This is a genomic window from Luteimonas lutimaris, assembly GCF_039537065.1.
Lineage (GTDB): Bacteria > Pseudomonadota > Gammaproteobacteria > Xanthomonadales > Xanthomonadaceae > Luteimonas > Luteimonas lutimaris.
On the sequence record NZ_BAAAZU010000006.1, the window covers coordinates 436,343 to 456,419 of the forward strand.

At 69.9% G+C, this 20,077-nt stretch carries 17 protein-coding genes; 5 read left to right on the plus strand and 12 right to left on the minus strand.

The window, feature by feature from the left end:
• Positions 1–84 precede the first annotated feature (84 nt).
• The gene (locus ABD679_RS08515; protein ID WP_344759518.1) at positions 85–1,566 is read left to right on the plus strand and encodes an alanine/glycine:cation symporter family protein; all 1,482 of its coding nucleotides are present in this window, start codon (positions 85–87) and stop codon (positions 1,564–1,566) included.
• A gap of 99 nt (positions 1,567–1,665) precedes the next feature.
• Here the strand turns inward: ABD679_RS08515 and ABD679_RS08520 are convergent, their stop codons facing one another.
• The 6 genes from ABD679_RS08520 to ABD679_RS08545 form a co-directional block, all read right to left on the minus strand.
• Entirely contained in the window at positions 1,666–2,436 is a 771-nt protein-coding gene (locus ABD679_RS08520) for an SDR family oxidoreductase (RefSeq protein WP_344759519.1), read from the minus strand.
• Between the two features lie 55 nt (positions 2,437–2,491).
• On the minus strand, positions 2,492–5,071 hold the full coding sequence (locus ABD679_RS08525) for a sensor domain-containing protein (RefSeq protein ID WP_344759520.1): 2,580 nt from the start codon (positions 5,069–5,071) through the stop codon (positions 2,492–2,494).
• Positions 5,068–5,961, minus strand: a complete 894-nt coding sequence (locus tag ABD679_RS08530) for a hydroxymethylglutaryl-CoA lyase (RefSeq protein ID WP_344759521.1) — start codon at positions 5,959–5,961, stop codon at positions 5,068–5,070. Before ABD679_RS08530 ends, ABD679_RS08525 begins: the two co-directional genes overlap by 4 nt.
• Positions 5,958–7,961: an acetyl/propionyl/methylcrotonyl-CoA carboxylase subunit alpha gene (locus ABD679_RS08535; protein ID WP_344759522.1), complete on the minus strand. Its 2,004-nt coding sequence runs from the start codon at positions 7,959–7,961 to the stop codon at positions 5,958–5,960. The genes ABD679_RS08530 and ABD679_RS08535 overlap by 4 nt, the downstream gene beginning before the upstream one ends.
• A gap of 29 nt (positions 7,962–7,990) precedes the next feature.
• Positions 7,991–8,380, minus strand: a complete 390-nt coding sequence (locus ABD679_RS08540; RefSeq protein WP_344759523.1) for an endonuclease domain-containing protein — start codon at positions 8,378–8,380, stop codon at positions 7,991–7,993.
• 99 nt (positions 8,381–8,479) lie between these two features.
• Complete coding sequence (locus tag ABD679_RS08545) at positions 8,480–9,268, minus strand: enoyl-CoA hydratase-related protein (protein WP_344759524.1); 789 nt, start codon at positions 9,266–9,268, stop codon at positions 8,480–8,482.
• 127 nt (positions 9,269–9,395) lie between these two features.
• Here ABD679_RS08545 and ABD679_RS08550 point away from each other — a divergent pair, with 127 nt between their 5' ends.
• The 3 genes from ABD679_RS08550 to ABD679_RS08560 are packed head-to-tail and all read left to right on the plus strand — an operon-like array spanning position 9,396 to position 11,785.
• Positions 9,396–9,644: a FeoA family protein gene (locus ABD679_RS08550; protein WP_344759525.1), complete on the plus strand. Its 249-nt coding sequence runs from the start codon at positions 9,396–9,398 to the stop codon at positions 9,642–9,644.
• Positions 9,641–11,524 (plus strand): ferrous iron transport protein B, encoded by a 1,884-nt coding sequence (gene feoB / locus ABD679_RS08555; RefSeq protein ID WP_344759526.1) that lies wholly within the window; start codon positions 9,641–9,643, stop codon positions 11,522–11,524. The genes ABD679_RS08550 and feoB overlap by 4 nt, the downstream gene beginning before the upstream one ends.
• Positions 11,525–11,533: 9 nt before the next feature.
• Positions 11,534–11,785 (plus strand): DUF6587 family protein, encoded by a 252-nt coding sequence (locus tag ABD679_RS08560; RefSeq protein WP_344759527.1) that lies wholly within the window; start codon positions 11,534–11,536, stop codon positions 11,783–11,785.
• A 176-nt stretch (positions 11,786–11,961) separates the two neighbouring features.
• Here the strand turns inward: ABD679_RS08560 and ABD679_RS08565 are convergent, their stop codons facing one another.
• From ABD679_RS08565 to ABD679_RS08590, 6 genes are all read right to left on the minus strand, one after another.
• Positions 11,962–12,333 carry a hypothetical protein gene (locus tag ABD679_RS08565; RefSeq protein WP_344759528.1) on the minus strand — a complete coding sequence of 124 codons (372 nt, stop codon included), beginning with the start codon at positions 12,331–12,333 and terminating at the stop codon, positions 11,962–11,964.
• Complete coding sequence (locus ABD679_RS08570) at positions 12,330–12,878, minus strand: bactofilin family protein (protein ID WP_344759529.1); 549 nt, start codon at positions 12,876–12,878, stop codon at positions 12,330–12,332. The genes ABD679_RS08565 and ABD679_RS08570 overlap by 4 nt, the downstream gene beginning before the upstream one ends.
• A 167-nt stretch (positions 12,879–13,045) precedes the next feature.
• Positions 13,046–14,653, minus strand: coding sequence for a carboxyl transferase domain-containing protein (locus ABD679_RS08575; RefSeq protein ID WP_344759530.1), 1,608 nt, complete (start codon positions 14,651–14,653; stop codon positions 13,046–13,048).
• Positions 14,654–14,820: 167 nt separating this feature from the next.
• Positions 14,821–15,243, minus strand: a complete 423-nt coding sequence (locus ABD679_RS08580) for a hypothetical protein (protein WP_344759531.1) — start codon at positions 15,241–15,243, stop codon at positions 14,821–14,823.
• A gap of 141 nt (positions 15,244–15,384) precedes the next feature.
• Complete coding sequence (locus ABD679_RS08585) at positions 15,385–15,726, minus strand: hypothetical protein (protein WP_344759532.1); 342 nt, start codon at positions 15,724–15,726, stop codon at positions 15,385–15,387.
• Positions 15,727–15,864: 138 nt separating this feature from the next.
• Positions 15,865–17,040 (minus strand): thiolase family protein, encoded by a 1,176-nt coding sequence (locus ABD679_RS08590; protein ID WP_344759533.1) that lies wholly within the window; start codon positions 17,038–17,040, stop codon positions 15,865–15,867.
• Between the two features lie 206 nt (positions 17,041–17,246).
• Here ABD679_RS08590 and ABD679_RS08595 point away from each other — a divergent pair, with 206 nt between their 5' ends.
• Positions 17,247–20,051 (plus strand): S8 family serine peptidase, encoded by a 2,805-nt coding sequence (locus tag ABD679_RS08595; RefSeq protein WP_344759534.1) that lies wholly within the window; start codon positions 17,247–17,249, stop codon positions 20,049–20,051.
• Positions 20,052–20,077: the final 26 nt, after the last annotated feature.

The following is a 20,077-nucleotide window of genomic DNA, read 5'->3' on the forward strand; positions in this document are numbered from 1 at the left end:
TCGGACCCTTCGGCCCATTCGCAGCCCCGGATACGGAAGGCGCAATGGGCCTTCTTCCGCAACCGGAACGAAGGATCACGAGACGTGGATGACTTCCTGAACTCGCTCAACGACATCATCTGGAGCCGCGCGCTGGTCGCGCTGTGCCTGGGCCTGGGCCTCTACTTTTCCATCCGCACGCGCTTCATGCAGGTCTGGGGCGTGCCGGAAATGCTGCGGCTGATGTTCAACAACAAGTCCTCCAGTTCGGGCGTTTCCTCGTTCCAGGCGCTGGCGATCTCGCTGGCCGGTCGGGTCGGCACCGGCAACATCGCCGGCGTCGCCACCGCAATCGCGTTCGGCGGTCCCGGCGCGATCTTCTGGATGTGGATGATGGCCTTCCTGGGCGCGTCGACCTCTTACGTCGAATGCACCCTGGCGCAGATCTACAAGGAAAAGGACGACCAGGGGCGCTACCGCGGCGGGCCGGCCTACTACATCGAGAAGGCCATGGGCCTGAAGTGGTATGCGTGGGTGTTCGCGGTGGTCACCGTGTTCGCCTGCGGCTTCCTGCTGCCGGTGGTGCAGGTCAATACCCTGGCCACGAGCATGGACAACGCCTTCAGCCTGCCGCCGCTGCTGGTCGCGGGCGGGATCGCGCTGGTGCTGGGCCTGATCATCTTCGGCGGCATCAAGCGCATCGCCAGCTTCGCCGAGATGGTGGTGCCGTTCATGGCGGTGGCCTACATCCTGGTCGCGCTGGTGATGATGGGGCTCAACTACGAGCGCCTGCCGGCGATGTTCGAGATGGTCATCGGCAGCGCCTTCGGCCTGCATGCCGGCTTCGGCGCGATGCTCGGCCTGGCGGTGGAATGGGGCGTCAAGCGCGGCATCTACTCCAACGAGGCCGGGCAGGGCACCGGCCCGCACGCGGCCGCGGCGGCCGAGGTGCAGCACCCGGCGCAGCAGGGTTTCGTGCAGGGGTTCGCGGTCTACGTCGACACGCTGCTGGTGTGCTCGGCGACGGCCTTCATGATCCTGTCGACCGGCATGTACAACATCCCCGATCCGAACGTGGCCGGCGAGTTCCTCTACCAGGCGCTGCCGGGCGCGGTGGCGGGCGCGGACTTCCCGCAGGCCGCGGTCGATTCGAGCTTCCCCGGCTGGGGCGCGGGCTTCGTCGCCATCGCCCTGCTGTTCTTCGTGTTCACCACCGTGGTGGCCTATTACTACATGGCCGAGACCAACATCGCCTACATCAACCGCAAGGTGCACCGGCCGTGGCTGATCCTGCTGCTGCGGCTGACGATCCTGGGCGCCGTGTTCGTGGGCGTGCTGCGCACCACAGGCGGCGCGTGGGCGCTGGGCGACGTCGGCGTCGGCCTGATGGCCTGGCTCAACCTGATCGCGATCGTGATCCTGCAGAAGCCCGCGCTGGCGGCGCTGCGTGACTACCAGCGGCAGCGCAGGGCGAAGGTGGCCGATTACGAGTTCGATCCGCAGGCACTGGGTATCCGCAACGCCCACTACTGGGAGCGGCGCAAGGCCGGGCTGGAGCCCGACCTGCCGGAACCCGACGGCAAATAGCCGGGAATCAAGAGTGGAAACTCGGGGGTCGCCAGAGCGAATCCCGAGCTTTCCCGAGTCCCGGGTTCCGGGTCCCGAGTCCCGGAACCCCGACCCCGCCTACTTCGGCGCCAGCCGCACCGCACCGTCAAGGCGAATCGTCTCGCCGTTGAGGTAGCGGTTGCCGGCCAGGTAGGCAACCAGGTCGGCGAACTCCTCGGGCCTGCCCAGGCGCGAGGGGAAGGGGATCGAGGCGGACAGCGACTGCTGCACCTCGTCGGGCATGCCGTCGACCATCGGCGTCCAGAAGATGCCCGGCGCGATCGTGTTGACGCGGATGCCGAAGCGCGACAGTTCGCGCGCCATCGGCAGGGTCATGCCGACCACGCCGCCCTTGGACGCCGAATACGCGGCCTGGCCGATCTGGCCCTCGTAGGCGGCGACCGAGGCGGTGTTGACGATTGCGCCGCGCTCGCCGTCCTCGCCCGCGTCGTTGTGCTGCATCTGCGCGGCGGCGGCCTTGGCGACGTTGAAGCTGCCGACCAGGTTGACCATCACCGTGGTGGCGAAGTTCTTCAGCGGCATCGGTGCCTCGCGGCCGAGCACGCGGCCGGCGCCGAGGATGCCGGCGCAGTTGACCGCGAGGTTCAGGCCGCCGAGGAATTCCTTCGCCGCGGCGACGTTGGCGACCACGCCGTCCTCGTCGGTCACGTCGGTACGCAGGTAGCGCGCGTTGGCCTCGCCCAGGGCCGCGACCGCGGTGGCGCTCTTGTCGTCGTTGACGTCGAACAGCGCGACCTTGCCGCCGTCGGCGACGATGCGCGTGGCCACGGCCAGGCCGAGGCCGGAAACGCCGCCGGTGACGACGGCACGGATCGAATCGGGTTGCATCGCGGTACCCCAGTGCGGAAACCGCGCATTTTACCCGCCCCGCCGGCGGCGGCGTTCAGACGGTGGCGACCGCGTCGTCGGCCAGGCGGCGCGCGAACTCCTCCGGACGCAGCCCCGGCGCGAACAAGAATCCCTGCCCGACCGGCACCCCCAGCTCGAGCAGGAACCGGCGCTGCTGTTCGGATTCCACGCCCTCGGCCACGAGCGCCAGCCCGAGGCTGCGGGCGATGCCGGCGACCGCCTGGCACACCGCGACATCGGACTTGTTGTCTGGCACCCCCTCCATGAACAGCTGGCTGAGCTTGAGGCCGTGGATCGGCAGCCGCCGCAGGTAGTTGAGCGCGCTGTAACCCTCGCCGAAGTCGTCGATGGTCAGCACCACGCCCTGTTCGCGCAGGCGGGCGAAGGTGCGCAGGGTGTCGGGCGCGTCCTCGATCAGCACGCGCTCGGTGAACTCCAGCTCCAGTGCGGTGCCGGGCAGGCCGAACTCCTCCAGCACCCCGTGCACGGTGTCGGCCAGGTCGTCGCCGAGGAACTGGCGGTAGGACACGTTGACCGCGACGCGCACGATGCCCAGGCCCGCGTCGCGCCATTCGGCGGCCTGGCGGCAGGCTTCGCGCAGCACCCAGCTGCCGATGCGGACGATGTCGCCGGTGGTCTCGGCGTGGCCGATGAAATGGTCCGGGCGCATTTCGCCCAGTTGCCGGTTCTCCCAGCGGATCAGCGCCTCGGCCGCGACGATGCGGCCGTGCCGCAGGTCGACCTGTGGCTGGTAGACCAGGTGGAACTCGTTGTTGTCGGCCGCGCGGCGCAGGTGGGTTTCCACACGCAGGCGGTCCTGCTGCGACTGCGCCAGGGCCGGGGTGAACATCTGCCAGCCGTTGCGGATGCGGCGCTTGGAGTCGTACATCGCCGCGTCGGCGTTGTGGATCAGCACCTGTGGCCGGTCGCCGTGCGCCGGCGCATGGGCGATGCCGATGCTGGCGGTGATCGCGAACTCCTCCTTCTCGAAGCGGAAGCTGTCGCCGAAGGCGTCGAGGATCGCATCGGCGAGGCGCTCGGGACGGTGTTCGTCGTCCTCGGTGTTGCACACCACGAGGAATTCATCGCCGCCGAAGCGGGCGATCAGGCCCTCGGTGCCCACCGCGCGCACGATCCGGTGCGCGGCGTTGGTCAGCAGCTCGTCGCCGGCACCGTGGCCGAGCACGTCGTTGACCACCTTGAAGCGGTCCAGGTCGATGTACAGCACCGCCACGCGCGCCTGCCCCGGATCGGCCAGGCGCGCGGAGATCTCGCCGAGGATCGCGTCGCGGTTCATCAGCCCGGTGAGCGGGTCGCTGCGCGCCTGCACGCGCAGGGTTTCCTCGCCGTGCTTGAGTTCGGTGATGTCCTGCAGGGTGCCGGTCAGGCGCGAGGTGGCCGGGTCGCCGGGCACCGCGCCGCCGATCGCGCGCACCCAGAATGCGTGCCCGTCGGCGCGCGCGCCCTGCAGTTCGAGGTCGAATCCCCGGCCGTCGGCGATCGTCCGGTCCAGCGCCGCGCGCAGCCGCAGCCGGCACGCGGGGGCGAGGCAGTCGACCATCTCCGGCATCGTCGCCGGCGCGCGGTCCTGGGCGAGGATGCGCGCCGATTCGTCGGTGAGGTAGAGCAGGTCGCTGGTGCAGTCCCACTCCCAGCCGCCGATGTGCGCCAGCGACTGCACGCGGTCGAACAGCGCGCTGTCGCGCTTGAGCGCGGTGACGTCGCTGAACATCGACAGCACCTGGTGCGGCCGGTCGGCGTCGGCGGCGAACTGCGGCACCACCGTCGTCGACAGCCAGCTCAGCTGGCGCCGCCCGCGGTGGTACAGGCCCAGCAGGGTGCTCTCGATGATGCGTCCGCCGCGGATGGCGCGCACGGTCGGGTATTCGGCCTCCGGCATGACCGTGCCGTCCTCGCGCACGATCATCCAGTGCTCGGGCTGCATGGCTTCTTCCAGCGAATGGCCGCTGTCGACGCCGAGCAGGCGCAGGGCTGCGGAGTTGCCGTAGACGAAGTTTAGTTGCTCGTCCTGGACCACGATGCCCTTGTCGATCACCTCCATCAGCTCGCGGTAGCGCAGCTCGGCCTCGCGGCGGCTGCTCAGGTCGCGCGCCACCGCCACCAGGCACTTGCGGCCGTCGTGCTCGAAGCCGGCGCTGTGCACCTCGACCGGGAAGCGCGTGCCGTCGGCGCGCATGTTGGTCACCTCGATGACGTAGGTACGGCCGCGGTTGATCGTGTCCCATACCGGGCCGAGGTGCCCCTTGGGCAGTTCCGGGTTCAGCACCTCGATCGGCTGGCCGATGATCTCCTCGCGCGGGCGCCGGTAGGCCGCCATGCCGGCCTTGTTGAGGTCGAGCACGATGCCGCGTTCGTCGAGGATGCTGACCGGGTCGGGGACGGCATCGAACAGGGCGTGGTAGCGCAGGCGCGCGGTTTCGGCGTCGCTGCTGGCCGCACGCAGCGCGTCGCGCGCCTCGGCGAGCAGGGCGCGCACTTCGGCGGGGATGCGCAGGTCGCGGCAGGCCGCGTCCAAGGCGCGGGCGATCTGCGCGGTACCGTCATTGGCCGACAGCCTCGAAGTTTCCTCCGGCAGCTGTCGGCCCGTGCTCATGAGGCCATCCGCGCCCGGGTGACCTTGCTGCCCGTCTCGCGCCCGAGCAATGCCGCGAGCCAGCGGCCGGTGTCGCTGAGCGCGTCCAGGTCGATGCCGGTGGCGATGCCCATGCCGTGCAGCATATAGGCCACGTCCTCGCTGGCAACATTTCCGGTCGCCCCGCGCGCATAGGGGCAGCCGCCGGTGCCGGAAACGGCCGAATCGACCACCGCCACGCCTTCCTCCAGGCAGGCCAGGATGTTGGCTAGCGCCTGGCCGTAGGTGTCGTGGAAATGCACCGCCAGCGCCGGCATCGGCACCTCGGCGGTCACCGCGCGCAGCATGGCGCGCGCCTTGGCCGGCGTGCCGACGCCGATCGTGTCCCCCAGAGAGATTTCGTAACACCCCATTGCGTGCAGTTCACGTGCAACGCGGACCACATCGGCCAGTGGCACTTCGCCCTGGTAGGGGCAGCCGAGCACCGTCGATACGTAGCCGCGCACCCGGACCCCATCGCCGCGCGCGCGTTCGAGCACCGGCGCGAAGCGCTGCAGCGACTCGTCGATCGAGGCGTTGATGTTCTTGCGGTTGAAGGCTTCGGAGGCTGCGGTGAACACCGCGATCTCCTCCACGCCGACCTCGCGCGCGCGGTCGTAACCTTTTTCGTTGGGGACCAGCACCGGGTAGTGCACGCCGGGCCGGCGCGTGATGCCGGTGAAGACTTCGGCGGCGTCGGCCAGCTGCGGCACCCACTTCGGGCTGACGAAGCTGGTCGCCTCGATGCTCTGCAGGCCGGTGGCCGAGAGCCGGTCGACCAGCGCGATCTTGTCGGCGGTGGCGATCGTCGCCTTCTCGTTCTGCAGGCCGTCGCGCGGGCCGACTTCGACGATGCGGACGAAGTCGCTCACGACGCATCCTCCAGCGTGACCAGCACCGCGTCGGCGTCGACGAACTCGCCAGCCTGGGCGCGCACCTCGGCGACGGTGCCGGCGCGCGGCGCCTTCAGGCTCAGCTCCATCTTCATCGCCTCGATCACCATGACTTCCTGTCCCGCCTCGACCGCGTCGCCCGGCGCGGCCTTCACCAGCACCACGCGGCCGGGCATCGGCGCGGCCACGTTGCCGGCGTTGCTGTCGGCGGCGCCGGCCTCGTGCTCGTACAGCGCCAGCGGCTGCAGCCGCAGCCGGCGCGCGCCGTCGTGCACGACGACCGCGTCGGCGTCATCGGCCACGGTGAAGCGGCGCGCGTGGCCGTCGATGCGCAGGCTCAGCGTTCCGTCCGACAGGCGTGCGCCGGCGACGTCGTGGCTGCCGGTAGCGGACTCGATCCTGTAGTCGCCGCCGCTGCCGCGCGCGCGAAGTTCCAGGCGCTGTTCGCCGTGGCCGAAGGCCAGGCTGCGCAGGCTGCCGTGGCCCAGCCGCCAGCCGTCGGCGATGGCCCAGGGCGACGTTGGATCGCCGGAGGCGGTGGCGTCGGCCTGGGCCTGCCGCTCCTGGTCCAGCAGCCGGGTGACGGCGGCGGCGAGCAGCGGTTCGGCTTCGACCTCGCCCGCGGGCGGCATGAACTCGTCGAGGTGACGGTCGAGGTAGCCGGTGTCGATCGTCGCGTCGACCACGGCCGGGTGCCGCACCAGCCGTTCGAGGAAGGCGATGTTCGACTTCGGCCCGCTGATCGCGCACTGCGCCAGCGCCTCGCGCAGGCGGGCGAGGGCGCGCGCGCGGTCGGCGTCGTGGACGATCAGCTTGGCGATCATCGGGTCGTAGAAGATCGTCACCGTGTCGCCCTCGACCACCCCCGAGTCGATGCGCACGTGCGCCGAAGGTGGCGGCAGGCGCAGGCGTTCGAGCCGGCCGGAGCCGGGCAGGAAGCCGGCTTCCGGATCCTCGGCGTACAGCCGCACCTCGATCGCGTGGCCGCGCTGGGTGATGTCGTCCTGCGCCAGTGGCAGCGGTTCGCCCGCGGCCACGCGCAGCTGCCATTCGACCAGGTCCAGTCCGGTCACCAACTCGGTCACCGGATGCTCGACCTGGAGCCGGGTGTTGATCTCCATGAAGAAGAACTCGCCGGACGGCGCGACGATGAATTCCACCGTACCCGCGTTGGCGTAGTCGATCGCGCGTGCGGCCTGCACCGCGGCCGCGCCCATCGCCGCGCGCAGTTCGGGCGTGACGAAGGGCGAGGGCGATTCCTCCAGCACCTTCTGGTAGCGGCGCTGGGCCGAGCACTCGCGTTCGCCCAGGTGGATGGCGTTGCCTTGGCTGTCGCCGAACACTTGGATCTCGATGTGGCGCGGCGACTCGATGTAGCGCTCGAGCAGCACGCGGTCGCGGCCGAACGCGTTCTTCGCCTCGCGCTGGCAGCTTTCGAGGTTGGGCAGGAACTCGTCGGCCGAGCGCACGATGCGCATGCCCTTGCCGCCGCCGCCGTGCGCGGCCTTGATCATCAGCGGGAAGCCGATGCGCTGCGCTTCGCGTGCGAGCAGGTCGGGCGACTGGTCCTCGCCGGTGTAGCCGGGCACCACCGGCACGCCGGCGGCGGCCATCAGGTCCTTGGCGCCGGCCTTGCTGCCCATCTTGCGCATCGAATCGCCGGACGGCCCGATGAACGCCAGGCCCGCGGCCTTGACCGCGTCGGCGAAGTCGGCGTTCTCGCTGAGGAAGCCGTAGCCGGGATGGATCGCCTGTGCGCCGGACTGGCGGGCGACCTCCAGGATCGCGTCGCCGCGCAGGTAGCTGTCCTGCGGCCGCGGCCCGCCGATCGGCCAGGCCTCGTCGGCCAGCCGCACGTGCTGCGCATCGGCGTCGGCCTCCGAGTACACCGCCACCGTGGCAATGCCGAAGCGGCGCGCGGTGCGGATCACGCGACAGGCGATTTCGCCGCGGTTGGCGATGAGGATTTTGTTGAACATGCAGTGTCGTCGCTCTTGAGCCCTCCCCTTCAAGGGGAGGGTTGGGTGGGGATGGGTTTCGCCCGTTCTTGCAGCGCAGCCAGGATCACTTGCAGGATTCCTTCCCGGTTCTCGAACACTTCGTGGTTCCAGAAACGCAGTACAGCGAAGCCCGCCTGCTCCAACTGTCGCGTCCGCCAGTCATCGTACTTCGTCGCTTCGGCATGCTGCCCTCCGTCGAGTTCGATTGCGAGCTTTCGTTCGATGCAGGCGAAATCGAGGATGTAATCGCCGAAAGGGTGCTGCCTTCGGAAATTTGCGCCATCCATTTGCCTGCCCCGCAAGGATTGCCACAGTTCGCGTTCGGCGTCGGTCGAGTTGCATCGCAGCGTGCGTTGGCGCTGTTCGTTCCGCGTACGCTTGTTGGTCTGGCCTTCCATGGCGTTTGCTTCTCCTCCGTGGGATTTTCTGTACGGTGGGGAAACCCATCCCCACCCAACCCTCCCCTTGAAGGGGAGGGCTCTGGAGCGGCTGCCTGGTTACTTCGTCTCCGTCCACGCCGGTGCGCGCTTGTCCAGGAACGCTGACAGGCCTTCCTGGCCTTCCGGCGATACCCGCAGCCGCGCGATCAGCGCGGCGTTGGCCGCATCGATGGCATCCCGATCGCGGCGCCAGGCGACGTCGCGCACCAGCGACTTGGCCTGCGCCGACGCCACCGGCCCGGCCTTGAGCAGCAGCGATAGCTGGCGATCGACCGCGGCGTCCAGCGCATCAGCGGCGACCACCTCGTGCAGCAGTCCGATCCGCTGCGCCTGCGCGGCATCGAAAATTTCCGCGGTGGCGAAGTAGCGCCGCGCGTGGCGCGGGCCGATCGCGGCGAGCACGTAGGGCGAGATCACCGCCGGCAGCAGTCCCAGCCTGCTTTCGGTCAGGCCGAACTTCACGCCCTCGGCGCCGATGGCGATGTCGCAGCAGGCCACCAGCCCGACGCCGCCGCCGAAGGCCGCGCCGTGGACGCGTGCGATGGTGGGCTTGGGCAGTTCGTCCAGCGCGCGCATCAGGCGGGCGAGGGCGAGGGAGTCGTCGCGGTTTTCCTGTTCGCTGGCCGCGGCCATGCCGCGCATCCAGTTGAGGTCGGCGCCGGCGGAGAACGAGGCGCCCGCGCCCTCCAGCACGACCACCCGCACGCCGTCGTCGCCGGCCAGCCCTTCCAGCGCCGAGACCAGGGCCGCGATCAGGCCGGCGTCGAAGGCGTTGTGCAGCGCCGGCCGGTTCAGCCGCAGCCGGGCGACGGGACCGGCGCGTTCCAGCAGCAGGGAGTCAGGCATCAGCGCTCCTTGGCGCGGCGGATGAACCGGAATGATAGCCGCTGGCCCGCAGCGTTCCGGCCGCGTGCGGGCGCCATTGCCCGCGTGTGCGGGCTATAATGAGAACAATTCCCATTTTGATCTGTCCATGAGGCTATCCGAATTGCCGCGGCGCACGAGCGCCACGGTCGAACGCGTGGAGGACCACATGCCCAACGACCCCATCGCCCGCCGCCTGCGCGAACTCGGTTTCGTCGACGGCGAGAGCGTGCAGGTGATGGCCTCCGGTCCGATCGGCGCGGAGCCGCTGCTGGTGCAGGTCGGCTTCACCCGCTTCGCACTGCGCCGCGCCGAGGCCGCGCGCGTGCTGCTGCGCAACGGGGACGCGCGCGAATGAGCACCGCAGCCGTTTCCCCGCTGCGGCTGGCGCTGGTGGGCAATCCCAACTGCGGCAAGACCGCGCTGTTCAACCAGCTCACCGGCAGCCGGCAGAAGGTCGCCAACTACGCCGGCGTCACCGTCGAGCGCAAGGAAGGGCGCCTGGTCACGCCGTCCGGCCGCAGCTATGCGTTGCTCGACCTGCCCGGCGCCTACAGCCTGAATCCGTCCAGCCTGGACGAGGCCATCACCCGCGACCTGTGCCGCGGCTTCTATCCGGGCGAGGCGGCTCCCGACGTGCTTGTGTGCGTGGTCGACGCGACCAACCTGCGCCTGCACCTGCGCTTCGCGCTGGAAGTGCGCGAACTGGGGCGGCCGATGGTGGTGGCGCTGAACATGGCCGACGTGGCGCGTCGCCGCGGCATCCGCATCGACCGCGCCGCGCTGGAGGAAGCGCTGGGCGTGCCGGTGGTCGAAACCGTCGCCGTCCACCACAACGGCGCGAAGGAACTGGTCGCACGCATCGAGGCGCTGGGCGACGCGCCGCAGGCGCCGACCGCCAGGCTGGCGGCCGCCGCCGGAGACGGGCAGGACGCCACCGAAGCACTGCATGCCGAAACCCGCCGCCTGCTGTCGCTGGCGGTGGAAATGCCCAGCCGCACCGCGCGCATCGACGACGTGCTCGACCGCTGGCTGCTGCATCCGGTCGCCGGCCTGCTGGTGCTGGCGGTGCTGATGTTCCTGATCTTCCAGGCGGTGTACGCCTGGGCCACGCCGATGATGGACGCGATCGACGCAAGCACCGCGTGGGTGGGCGAGTGGGTTGCCGGTGCGCTGCCGGAAGGGCCGCTGAGCAGCCTGCTGGTCGACGGCATCATCGCCGGCGTCGGCGGTGTGGTCGTCTTCCTGCCGCAGATCCTGATCCTGTTCGCCTTCATCCTCGCGCTGGAGGAGTCCGGCTACCTGCCGCGCGCGGCCTTCCTGCTCGACCGCATGATGGCGGCCGCCGGCCTGTCCGGGCGCTCGTTCATCCCGCTGCTGTCGAGCTTCGCCTGCGCGATCCCGGGCATCATGGCCACGCGTTCGATCCAGGACCCACGCGACCGCCTGGCGACGATCATGGTTGCGCCGCTGATGACGTGCTCGGCGCGGCTGCCGGTGTACGCGCTGCTGATCGGTGCGTTCATCCCGGCGCAGAAGGTGGGCTGGTTCAACCTGCAGGGGCTGGTGCTGTTCGGGCTGTACATGGGCGGCATCGTCAGCGCGCTGGCGGTGTCGTGGGTGATGAAGCGCTGGCGCCGCGACAAGAGCGAGCATCCGCTGATGCTGGAGCTGCCCTCGTACCGCATCCCGCACCCGCGCGATCTGCTGATCGGCCTGTACGAGCGCGGCATGATCTTCCTCAGGCGGGTGGGCGGCATCATCCTGGCGCTGACGATCCTGCTGTGGTTCCTGCTCTCGTTCCCGGCCGCGCCGGCGGATGCGACGATGCCGGCGATCGACTACAGCTTCGCCGGCCGCATCGGCCACGCGATGACCGCGATCTTCGCCCCGGTCGGCTTCAACTGGCAGATCTGCATCGCGCTGATCCCCGGCCTGGCCGCACGCGAGGTGGTGGTGTCCTCGCTGGCGACGGTGTACGCGCTGTCGGCCGCCAACGACGACGCTGCCTCGCAGGCGCTCACGCCCCTGATCGCCGACGGCTGGTCGCTGGCCACCGCGCTGTCGCTGCTGGTGTGGTTCATCTACGCGCCGCAGTGCATCTCGACGCTGGCCACCATCCGCCGCGAGACCAATTCCTGGAAGCAGGTCGGCATCAACGCGGGCTACCTGTTCGCGCTGGCCTACCTGATGTCGCTGCTGACCTACCAGGTCGCGGTGGCGCTGGGAGCGGGCTGAGGCCGCGACATGGACACCGGACTGGTCATCCAGTACGTCGTGATTGCGCTGGCCGTGCTGGCCAGCGCGGGCGTGGTGATGAAGAAGCAGTTCCCGGGCGCGACGCGGCGGCTGCGCATCGCGATGGCGCTGCCGCTGCTGCGCGAAGGGCGGCCGGCGTGGCTGCGCGGCATCGGCAGGGTAGTGGCGCCGGCGGGAATGGCACAGGGCGGGGGCGCTTCGCGCAGCGATGCCTGCGGCGGCTGCAGCAACTGCGACTAAGGCCCCTTCGCGTTGTAGGAGCGGCTTTGGCCGCGAGCTTTTGATCTTTTCTGACGGCCGCGGAAAAGCTCGCGGCTGAAGCCGCTCCTACAGTTCGTGCGTGCGGGGCTTTCGAACTGCCGGACACTGCGAAGGGCGCCGCGGCGCCCTTCGTTCTTTCATGCCTGGCGTCAATGTCAGTGCTTCATGCCGCGCTTGCCCGGCCGGCGCATGTCGTTGGTCGGCATCACTTCCACGGCGAGGCTGAAGGTGCGCTCCTCGCCGGGATGCATGGCGCCGACGCCGACCACCTGGTGCGCGATCTCGTTGCCTTCGTCGTCGCGGATGGTCAGCACCACCGAGTATTCCCATGCGCCGCCCTCGGCCGGATGGCGGATCCTGCCTTCCACGTTGAGCGGGGTGATGGTCTTCGACGGCTGCGCGTCCGGTGAATCGAAGCGCAGGTAGTGCCTGCACGACGGGCAGATGCTCGAGCTTTCGAGGATCGTCGTCTTGCAGTGCGGGCAGGTGCGCGTGGCACCTGCCGTGCCCGGGCGGGCGTTGCTCACGAGGCGAGTTCGCGTTCCGCCTTGTCGGACTTGCCGTTGGCCTTCGGTGCGTCCTTGTCACCCCAACCGCATTCGACGTGGCCGCGGATGCGCGAGCCGGCCGCGACGGTGAGCGTGCCGGCCTTGATGTCGCCGCTGAGCGCGCCCGTGTCGAGCAGTTCCACACGTTCGGCCGATTCGATGTTGCCGTCCAGCTCGCCGGCCACCATGACCTTCTTCGCCTTGACGCCGCCGCTGAGCTTGGCGCCCTTCTCGATGGTCAGGTCGCCCCGCACGTTGACGTCGCCCTTGAACTTGCCGGCGATGCGGACGTGGCCGGCGCCTTCGATCTTGCCCTCGATGGTCAGGTCGGCGGCGATCAGCGATTCCTTGGCCGGAGCCTCGGCAGCGGCGGCACGCGGCGGTGCGGCCTGGGTCGGGTTGAAGTCGGCCACGGCGTGCGTATCGCGGACCGGGGCCGGGGCCGCCTGCGGGTTCGGCGCGGCGTCGTTGGCGAACGACGGCACGTCCTTCTTGGCGGTGCTTTGCTGGTTGAAAATGGCCATGGAGCTGCTTCCTCGGACAGGACTGGATGGCTGGGGGAACCCCCAGACTAGCACGCACCGGCCCTCGGCCAGCTGTGACGCGGCTCACCGAATCCAAGTCCCAACAAGGGCTTGCGCCGGGTTTGGCAGGCCCTACGCGAAGATGCCGGCGCCGCGATGCGCGGCGGCTACATCCGGAACACGCCGAACCGCGCCGGCTCGATCGGCGCGTTGAGCGATGCGGAGATCCCCAGGCCCAGCACGCGCCGGGTATCGGCCGGGTCGATGATGCCGTCGTCCCACAGCCGCGCGGTGGCGTACCACGGGCTGCCCTGGTGCTCGTACTGCTCGCGGATCGGTGCCTTGAAGGCCTCTTCCTCGTCCGCCGGCCAGTCGCCGCCGCGAGCCTCGATGCCGTCGCGGCGCACCGTGGCCAGCACGCCGGCGGCCTGTTCGCCGCCCATCACGCTGATGCGCGCGTTGGGCCACATCCACAGGAAGCGCGCGCCGTAGGCGCGGCCGCACATCGCGTAGTTGCCGGCGCCGAAGCTGCCGCCGATGACCACGGTGAACTTCGGCACGCTCGAGCACGCCACGGCAGTGACCATCTTCGCCCCGTCCTTGGCGATGCCCGCGTTCTCGTACTTGCGGCCGACCATGAAGCCAGTGATGTTCTGCAGGAACACCAGCGGGATGCCGCGCTGGTTGCACAGTTCGATGAAGTGCGCGCCCTTGAGTGCGCTCTCGGAAAACAGGATGCCGTTGTTGGCGATGATGCCGACCGGATAGCCGTGCAGGTGGGCGAAGCCGGTGACCAGGGTCTTGCCGTAGCGCGCCTTGAACTCGTCCAGTTCGCTGCCGTCGACGATGCGCGCGATCACCTCGCGGATGTCGAACGGGCGCCGCGTGTCCTTCGGCACGATGCCGTACAGCTCGCTGGCCGGGTAGGCCGGTTCGCGCGGCTCGCGTAAGGCCAGCGGCACCGCCTTGGACCGGTTGAGGTTGCCGACCACGCTGCGCGCGATCTGCAGCGCGTGGCGGTCGTCCTCGGCGAAGTGGTCGGCCACGCCGGATACGGACGTGTGCACGTCGGCGCCGCCCAGCGCCTCGGCATCGACGACTTCGCCGGTGGCCGCCTTCACCAGCGGCGGGCCGCCGAGGAAGATCGTGCCCTGTTCCCGCACGATGATCGATTCGTCGCTCATCGCCGGCACGTAGGCGCCGCCGGCGGTGCAGCTGCCCATCACCACCGCGACCTGCGGGATGTTGTCGGCGCTCATCCGCGCCTGGTTGTAGAAGATGCGGCCGAAGTGCTCCTTGTCGGGAAAGACTTCATCCTGCAGCGGCAGGAACGCGCCACCGGAGTCGACCAGGTACACGCAGGGCAGGTGGTTCTCGCGCGCGATCTCCTGCGCGCGCAGGTGCTTTTTCACCGTCATCGGGAAGTAGGTGCCGCCCTTGACCGTGGCGTCGTTGGCGACGACCACGACTTCCTGGCCCATCACCCGCCCGATGCCGCAGACCATGCCGGCCGCAGGCGCGGCATCGTCGTACATGCCTTCGGCGGCGAGCGGCGCGATTTCCAGGAACGGCGAGCCCGGGTCGAGCAGGGCGGTGATGCGCTCGCGCACCGGCAGCTTGCCGCGCGCGACATGCTTCGCGCGTGCCTTCTCGCCGCCGCCTTCGGCGGCATGCGCGAGGCGGCGGTCGAGTTCGCGCGTGAGCTCCTCGTGGTAGGCGGCGTTCTCGACGAACGATTGCGCGCGTGTGTCCAGTGCGGAGCGAATGACGGGCATGGCGGACCGATCGAAACCGTGGAGTGCAAAGGATAACCGCAGCCTTCCCCGGCCGCCGTGCCAGGCCCGTCGCATGGCACTGAAAGCGCCGGCAATGGATTCCCGCCGCCCCAAAACACGAAGACCCGCCGAAGCGGGTCTGCGTGCGAATGGCCGAAGCGGAGGACTCAGTTGTCGTCCGTGGCGTCGTCGGCGGCTTCGTCCGCGGCGGCCTTGGCGTCGTTGGCCGCGTCCCGGACGGCGTCCTTGGTGTCCTGCACCGCGCCGGAGATCGCGTCCTTGGCCTTGTCCGCGGCTTCGCGGGTGTTGGCGGCGGCGTCGTCGGTGGCGACGGCGGCATCGTCGGTCGCGGCGCGGGTGGCGTCGGCGACTTCGGAAGCGGCTTCACCGGTGGAAGCGGCGGCGGCATCGGCACCCTCGGCGATCGCGTCGCCGGCGTCGGACATCGCTGCGGAAGCGGAATCGCCGGCCTGTTCCATGGCGGACTGCGCTTCGTCGGCTTCCTGCTGTGCGGTCGGGGTGTCGTTCTTGCAGGCCGACAGCGCCAGCACGCTGGCGGCCAGCAGGACGGTTGCGATACGTGTGTTCATTGCGTACTCCTCGGTGTCTGGCCCTGGAATCGGACCCGGCGGTCGGAAGCGCGCGCGAATGCGGAAACGCTTCCCCCCTTACGGAAAAAGTCGCTGGCGAACCAGCGACTTTTCCCTTGTAGCACGTCGTTTGGAAGCCGGTTACTGCTGGGCTTCTTCCGCGGCGTCCTTGGACTGCTCGGCAGCGTCGGCCGCAGCGTCGGCGGCGTCGGCGGCAGCGTCGGCGGCCTCGTCGGTCGCGGCGTTGGCGGCGTCGGCAGCCTGGTCGCTGGCTTCGGCGGCGGCGTCGGCTGCGGTGTCGGCAGCGTCCTGGGCCACGTCGGCGGTCATGTCACCGGCAGCTGCGGCCTCGTCGGCGGCGGTCTGAGCGGCGGCGGCCGCATCGGCGGCGTCGGCGGCCGAGTTGTCGGCCTGCTGCTGGTTGCTGCATGCAGCCAGGGCAAAACCCATGGCCAGAGCGAGCAGCGCCTTGTTGATCGTCATGTCAATCTTCCTCGTCGTTAATAACGGATGGCAACGCGCGGCAGCGCGCCCGCCAACATGATGACAAGCCCATGTCCACTGTCAAGCGTTTGATGGCCTTTTTTTTGTAAAGAACCCATTAACTATTCACGATTCCATTCACGCCATCTCGACGGCGATTGCGGTTGCTTCGCCGCCGCCGATGCACAGCGAAGCGACGCCGCGCTTGCCCCCGCGCGCCTTCAAGGCGTTCAAAAGCGTGACCACCAGGCGGGCACCGCTGGCACCGATCGGATGGCCAAGCGCGCATGCACCACCATGCACGTTGAGCTTGTCGTGGGGGATGCCCAGCTCCTTCATCGGCACCATCGCCACGCAGGCGAAGGCTTCGTTGACCTCGAACAGGTCGACGTCGCCGACCTGCCAGCCGGCCTTTTCCAGCACGTTGGAAATCGCTTTCACCGGGGCAGTGGTGAACCATTCCGGCGCCTGCGAATGGGTGGCATGGGCGACGATGCGTGCCACCGGTTCCAGCCCGCGCCTGCCCGCTTCGTCGGCCGACATCAGCACGGTGGCGGCCGCGCCGTCGGAAATGCTCGACGAGGACGCCGCGGTGAGCACGCCGTCCTTGCCGAACGCCGCGCGCAGGTTCGGGATCTTGCCGGTGTCGATCTTGCCGGGCTCCTCGTCGGTGTCGACCACCACCTCGCCCTTGCGGGTCTTGACCGTCACGGGAACGATTTCGTCCTTGAACGAACCATCTGCCTGCGCCTGTTTGGCGCGATTGGCGCTTTCGGTGGCGAAGGCGTCGACGTCCTCGCGGCCGAAGTCGTACTTCGCGCAGGCCGCGTCGCCGAACACGCCCATCGCCTGGCCGTCGTCGGGGTTGGTCAGACCGTCCCACGCCATGTGGTCGAGCATCTGCGCGCTGCCGTACTTGATGCCCGTGCGCGAGCCGTTGAGCAGGTGCGGGGCGTTGGTCATCGACTCCATGCCGCCGGCGACGACGACGGCGGCCGAGCCGGCCTTGATGAGGTCGTGGCCGAACATGATCGCCTTCATGCCCGAGCCGCACACCTTGTTGATGGTGGTGGCACCGGCGGCGTCGGGAATGCCCGCCGCGCGCGAGGCCTGGCGCGCCGGCGCCTGGCCCAGGCCGGCCGGCAGCACGCAGCCCATGATGACCTCGTCGACCTGGTCGGCGGCGACGCCGGCATCGGCGAGCGCGCCCTCGATGGCGGTGGCACCGAGCGTCGGGGTGGGGACGCCGGTGAACTGGCCGAGGAAGGAACCGATGGCGGTGCGCTTGGCACCGACGATGACGATGTCGGACATGGGGGACTCCGGAATGCGTGAATCCCCGATTATTGTGCCGGATGCTGCACTGCGGCAAGTGCACCCGGCCCGGGTCGGCCCGCGCCATCGGGCTTGCCCTGTCTTGCAGGATCGGCGGCCGGTGGACATGCTTCACCGGAGATCGCCGGGGGGCGAAGGGGAAAAGGAAGGGGACCATGGGGAGCGCAATGGAAAGAAGCCGGTGCATGACCGCATTCAGGCTGGCGCCGATCGCAGCCGCGATGCTCGCGGCCGGCCTGCTGGCCGGGTGCGGTGGAAGCGGAAACAACGTCAGGGTCCCGCCACCGCCGATCTCGCCGCCGCCGGTCGCGCCGCCGCCGGGCCCGCCGGTGGTGGAAGATCCGAATCCTGCCTACAGCCAGCACCTGGCCGTCACCCATGCCGACGCCGCGCACGCGGCGGGCTTCACCGGCGAAGGCGTGCGCATCGGCATCATCGACAGCGGCGTCAACCGCGATCATCCGGCGCTGCAGGGGCGGGTGGTCTCCAACCTCACCTACATCGACGGTTCGCGCAACGACCTGACGGTGGACGACGTGGTCGGCCACGGCACCGCGGTCGCGCAGGCCGCGGCGGGCGCGCCTTTCGGCGCCTGGCCGGGCGGCATCGCGCCGGGCGCGGAGATCGTGTCCGCGCGCATCATCAACGACGAGGCGCCCGAGGACGACGGCTCCGGCGAGGGCAACGAGGTCCACGGCGCGCTGGGGCTGGCGCCGATCCACGACGACCTCATCGCCCGCGGCGTACGGATCATGAACAACTCCTGGGGCGGGCTGTACTGGAACGACCCCGGCGCCACGGCGCCGATCGCCGGCGAATACCGCCGCTTCATCACCGACAACGACGGCCTGGTGGTGTTCGCCGCCGGCAATTCGTCATTCGCCGACCCCTCCGACATGGCGGCCCTGCCGAGCCAGGCCGGGCCCGGCGGCAGCCTGCCGGCCGCGGACCTGGAGCGCGGCTGGCTGACAGTGGTGGCCTTGTCCGAAGGCAGTGCGAACCAGCTCGCCGACTATTCCAACGCCTGCGGCATCGCCATGCACTATTGCCTGGCCGCGCCGGGCACGGTGGTGGTGACCGGTACCGACGACGCCCCCGATTCGCCCGAATACTGGAAGTGGTCGGGCACGTCGCTGGCTGCGCCGCTGGTCTCCGGCACCGCGGCGCTGGTGTGGGAAGCGTTCCCGTACTTCGACAACGACCTGGTGCGGCAGACCATCCTCGGCACCGCCACCGACATCGGCGACACGGGCGTCGACGCGACCTTCGGCTATGGCCAGCTCGACGCCGGCCGCGCGGTGCTCGGCCCGGCGCGCTTCGACTGGGGCGACGTGACGGTCGATTTCGACGGCATCGAGTCGACCTGGGGCAACCCCATCACCGGCGACGGCGGCCTGGTCAAGCGCGGCACCGGCACCCTGGTGCTGGGCGAGTCAAGCGACTACCTCGGTGACACGCGGGTCGAAGGCGGCACGCTGCGGATCATCGACAACAACACCCTGGCGTCGGACGTGTTCATCGGCGCCGACGGCACGTTGGCCGGCTACGGCGGCGTGGGCAGCGTGCATAACGACGGCACGCTGCAGGTGGACGACCATGTGTTCAACGTCCATGGCGACTACCACCAGTCGGCGCAGGGGCGGCTGGCGGTCGTGCTCGGCAACGAGTTCCTGGTCGCGGGCACGGCCTTCATCGACGGCGAGCTGTACGTGCTGGGCGCGAACGACGGCTACACCGCGTCAGGTCGCGTGACCGTGCTGGCCGCGAACGCCATCTCCGGTACTTTCGCCGAACTGGGCGCGGCCCCGAGCGTGTTCCTCGAAGGCACGCTCGCCTACTCCGACACCAATGTCTTCCTCGACATCACGCGCATGGACGTCACCGCCGCGGCGATGGCGCTGGGCCGGCTGCCGGCGTCGTCGATGGCGTCGGCCGAGCGCGTGGAGAACGCGTTCCGCCGCATCGACGAGCAGCAGGCGACGGGCGACGGCGTGATTGGCGACGGCTTCATCCGAGCCGCCGGCGCGTTCCAGGGCATCACCAGCGAGGCGGCCGCCAGGCGCGCGCTGTCCAGCCTGTCGGGCAACGCGCACGCGGCCGCCGCGTCGATGACCTTCGACAGCATCGACTTGGGCCGGCGCGCACTGTCGTCGCGGTTCGCGGATTTCGCCGGTCGCCCCGACCGCGCCGGCGCGTGGACGCAGGTGCTGGGCCGCGGCGGGCAGGGTGGCTTCATCGGCGACGACTTCAGCGTCGACGGCTGGATGCTCGGTCGCGACCGGCGCATCGGCGACCACGCCGTGGCCGGCTTCGCCTTCGGCGAAACGCGCGCGCACGACGCCCTGGGCGACGACCGCGAGCGCAGCCGCGACCGGCAGACCCAGGGCCGCCTGTACGCCGGCAGCCTGCTCGGCGACGGCTACCTGCTCGGCCAGCTCGGCACCGGCCATTTCGACCGCAATATCGAGCGCCAGCTGTTCACCGGCGAAGACCGGCGACCCGGCGTGTCCAGCCGCTACGGCGGCGACTACTTCACCGCGAACGTCGAGGCCGGCTACCGGCTGCGCGCCGGCGGCGGCGAGCTGGTGCCGTACCTGGGCATGGAGCACGCGCGCCTGCGCAGCGACGGCTTCCTGGAGCAGGGCGCGGACGGCTTCGGCCTGCAGGGCAACGGCTGGACGTCCAGCCGCACCCAGGCGATCGCCGGCTTCCGCGCCGGCTACGACTGGCGGGGCCTGGACGTGCACGGCTACGCGGAGTGGCAGCAGACCCTGGCCGCGGACGGGCTGGAGGCGCAGGCGGGCTTCGTCGGCGCCGACGCCTGGGCGCCGCTGCCGGGCCTGCAGCCGGCGCGCTCGGGCGGCCTGTACGGGCTTGGCGTGTCCGCCTGGCTGTCGCGCAACAGCGTGCTGGGCCTGGGCTACGACCAGCGCTTCGGCCCGCGCGGCGACGCGCGGACGGTGTCGATGCGGTACGTGCTGGGGTTCTGAGCCCGGCACGGCCTTGTGTCGGGGGC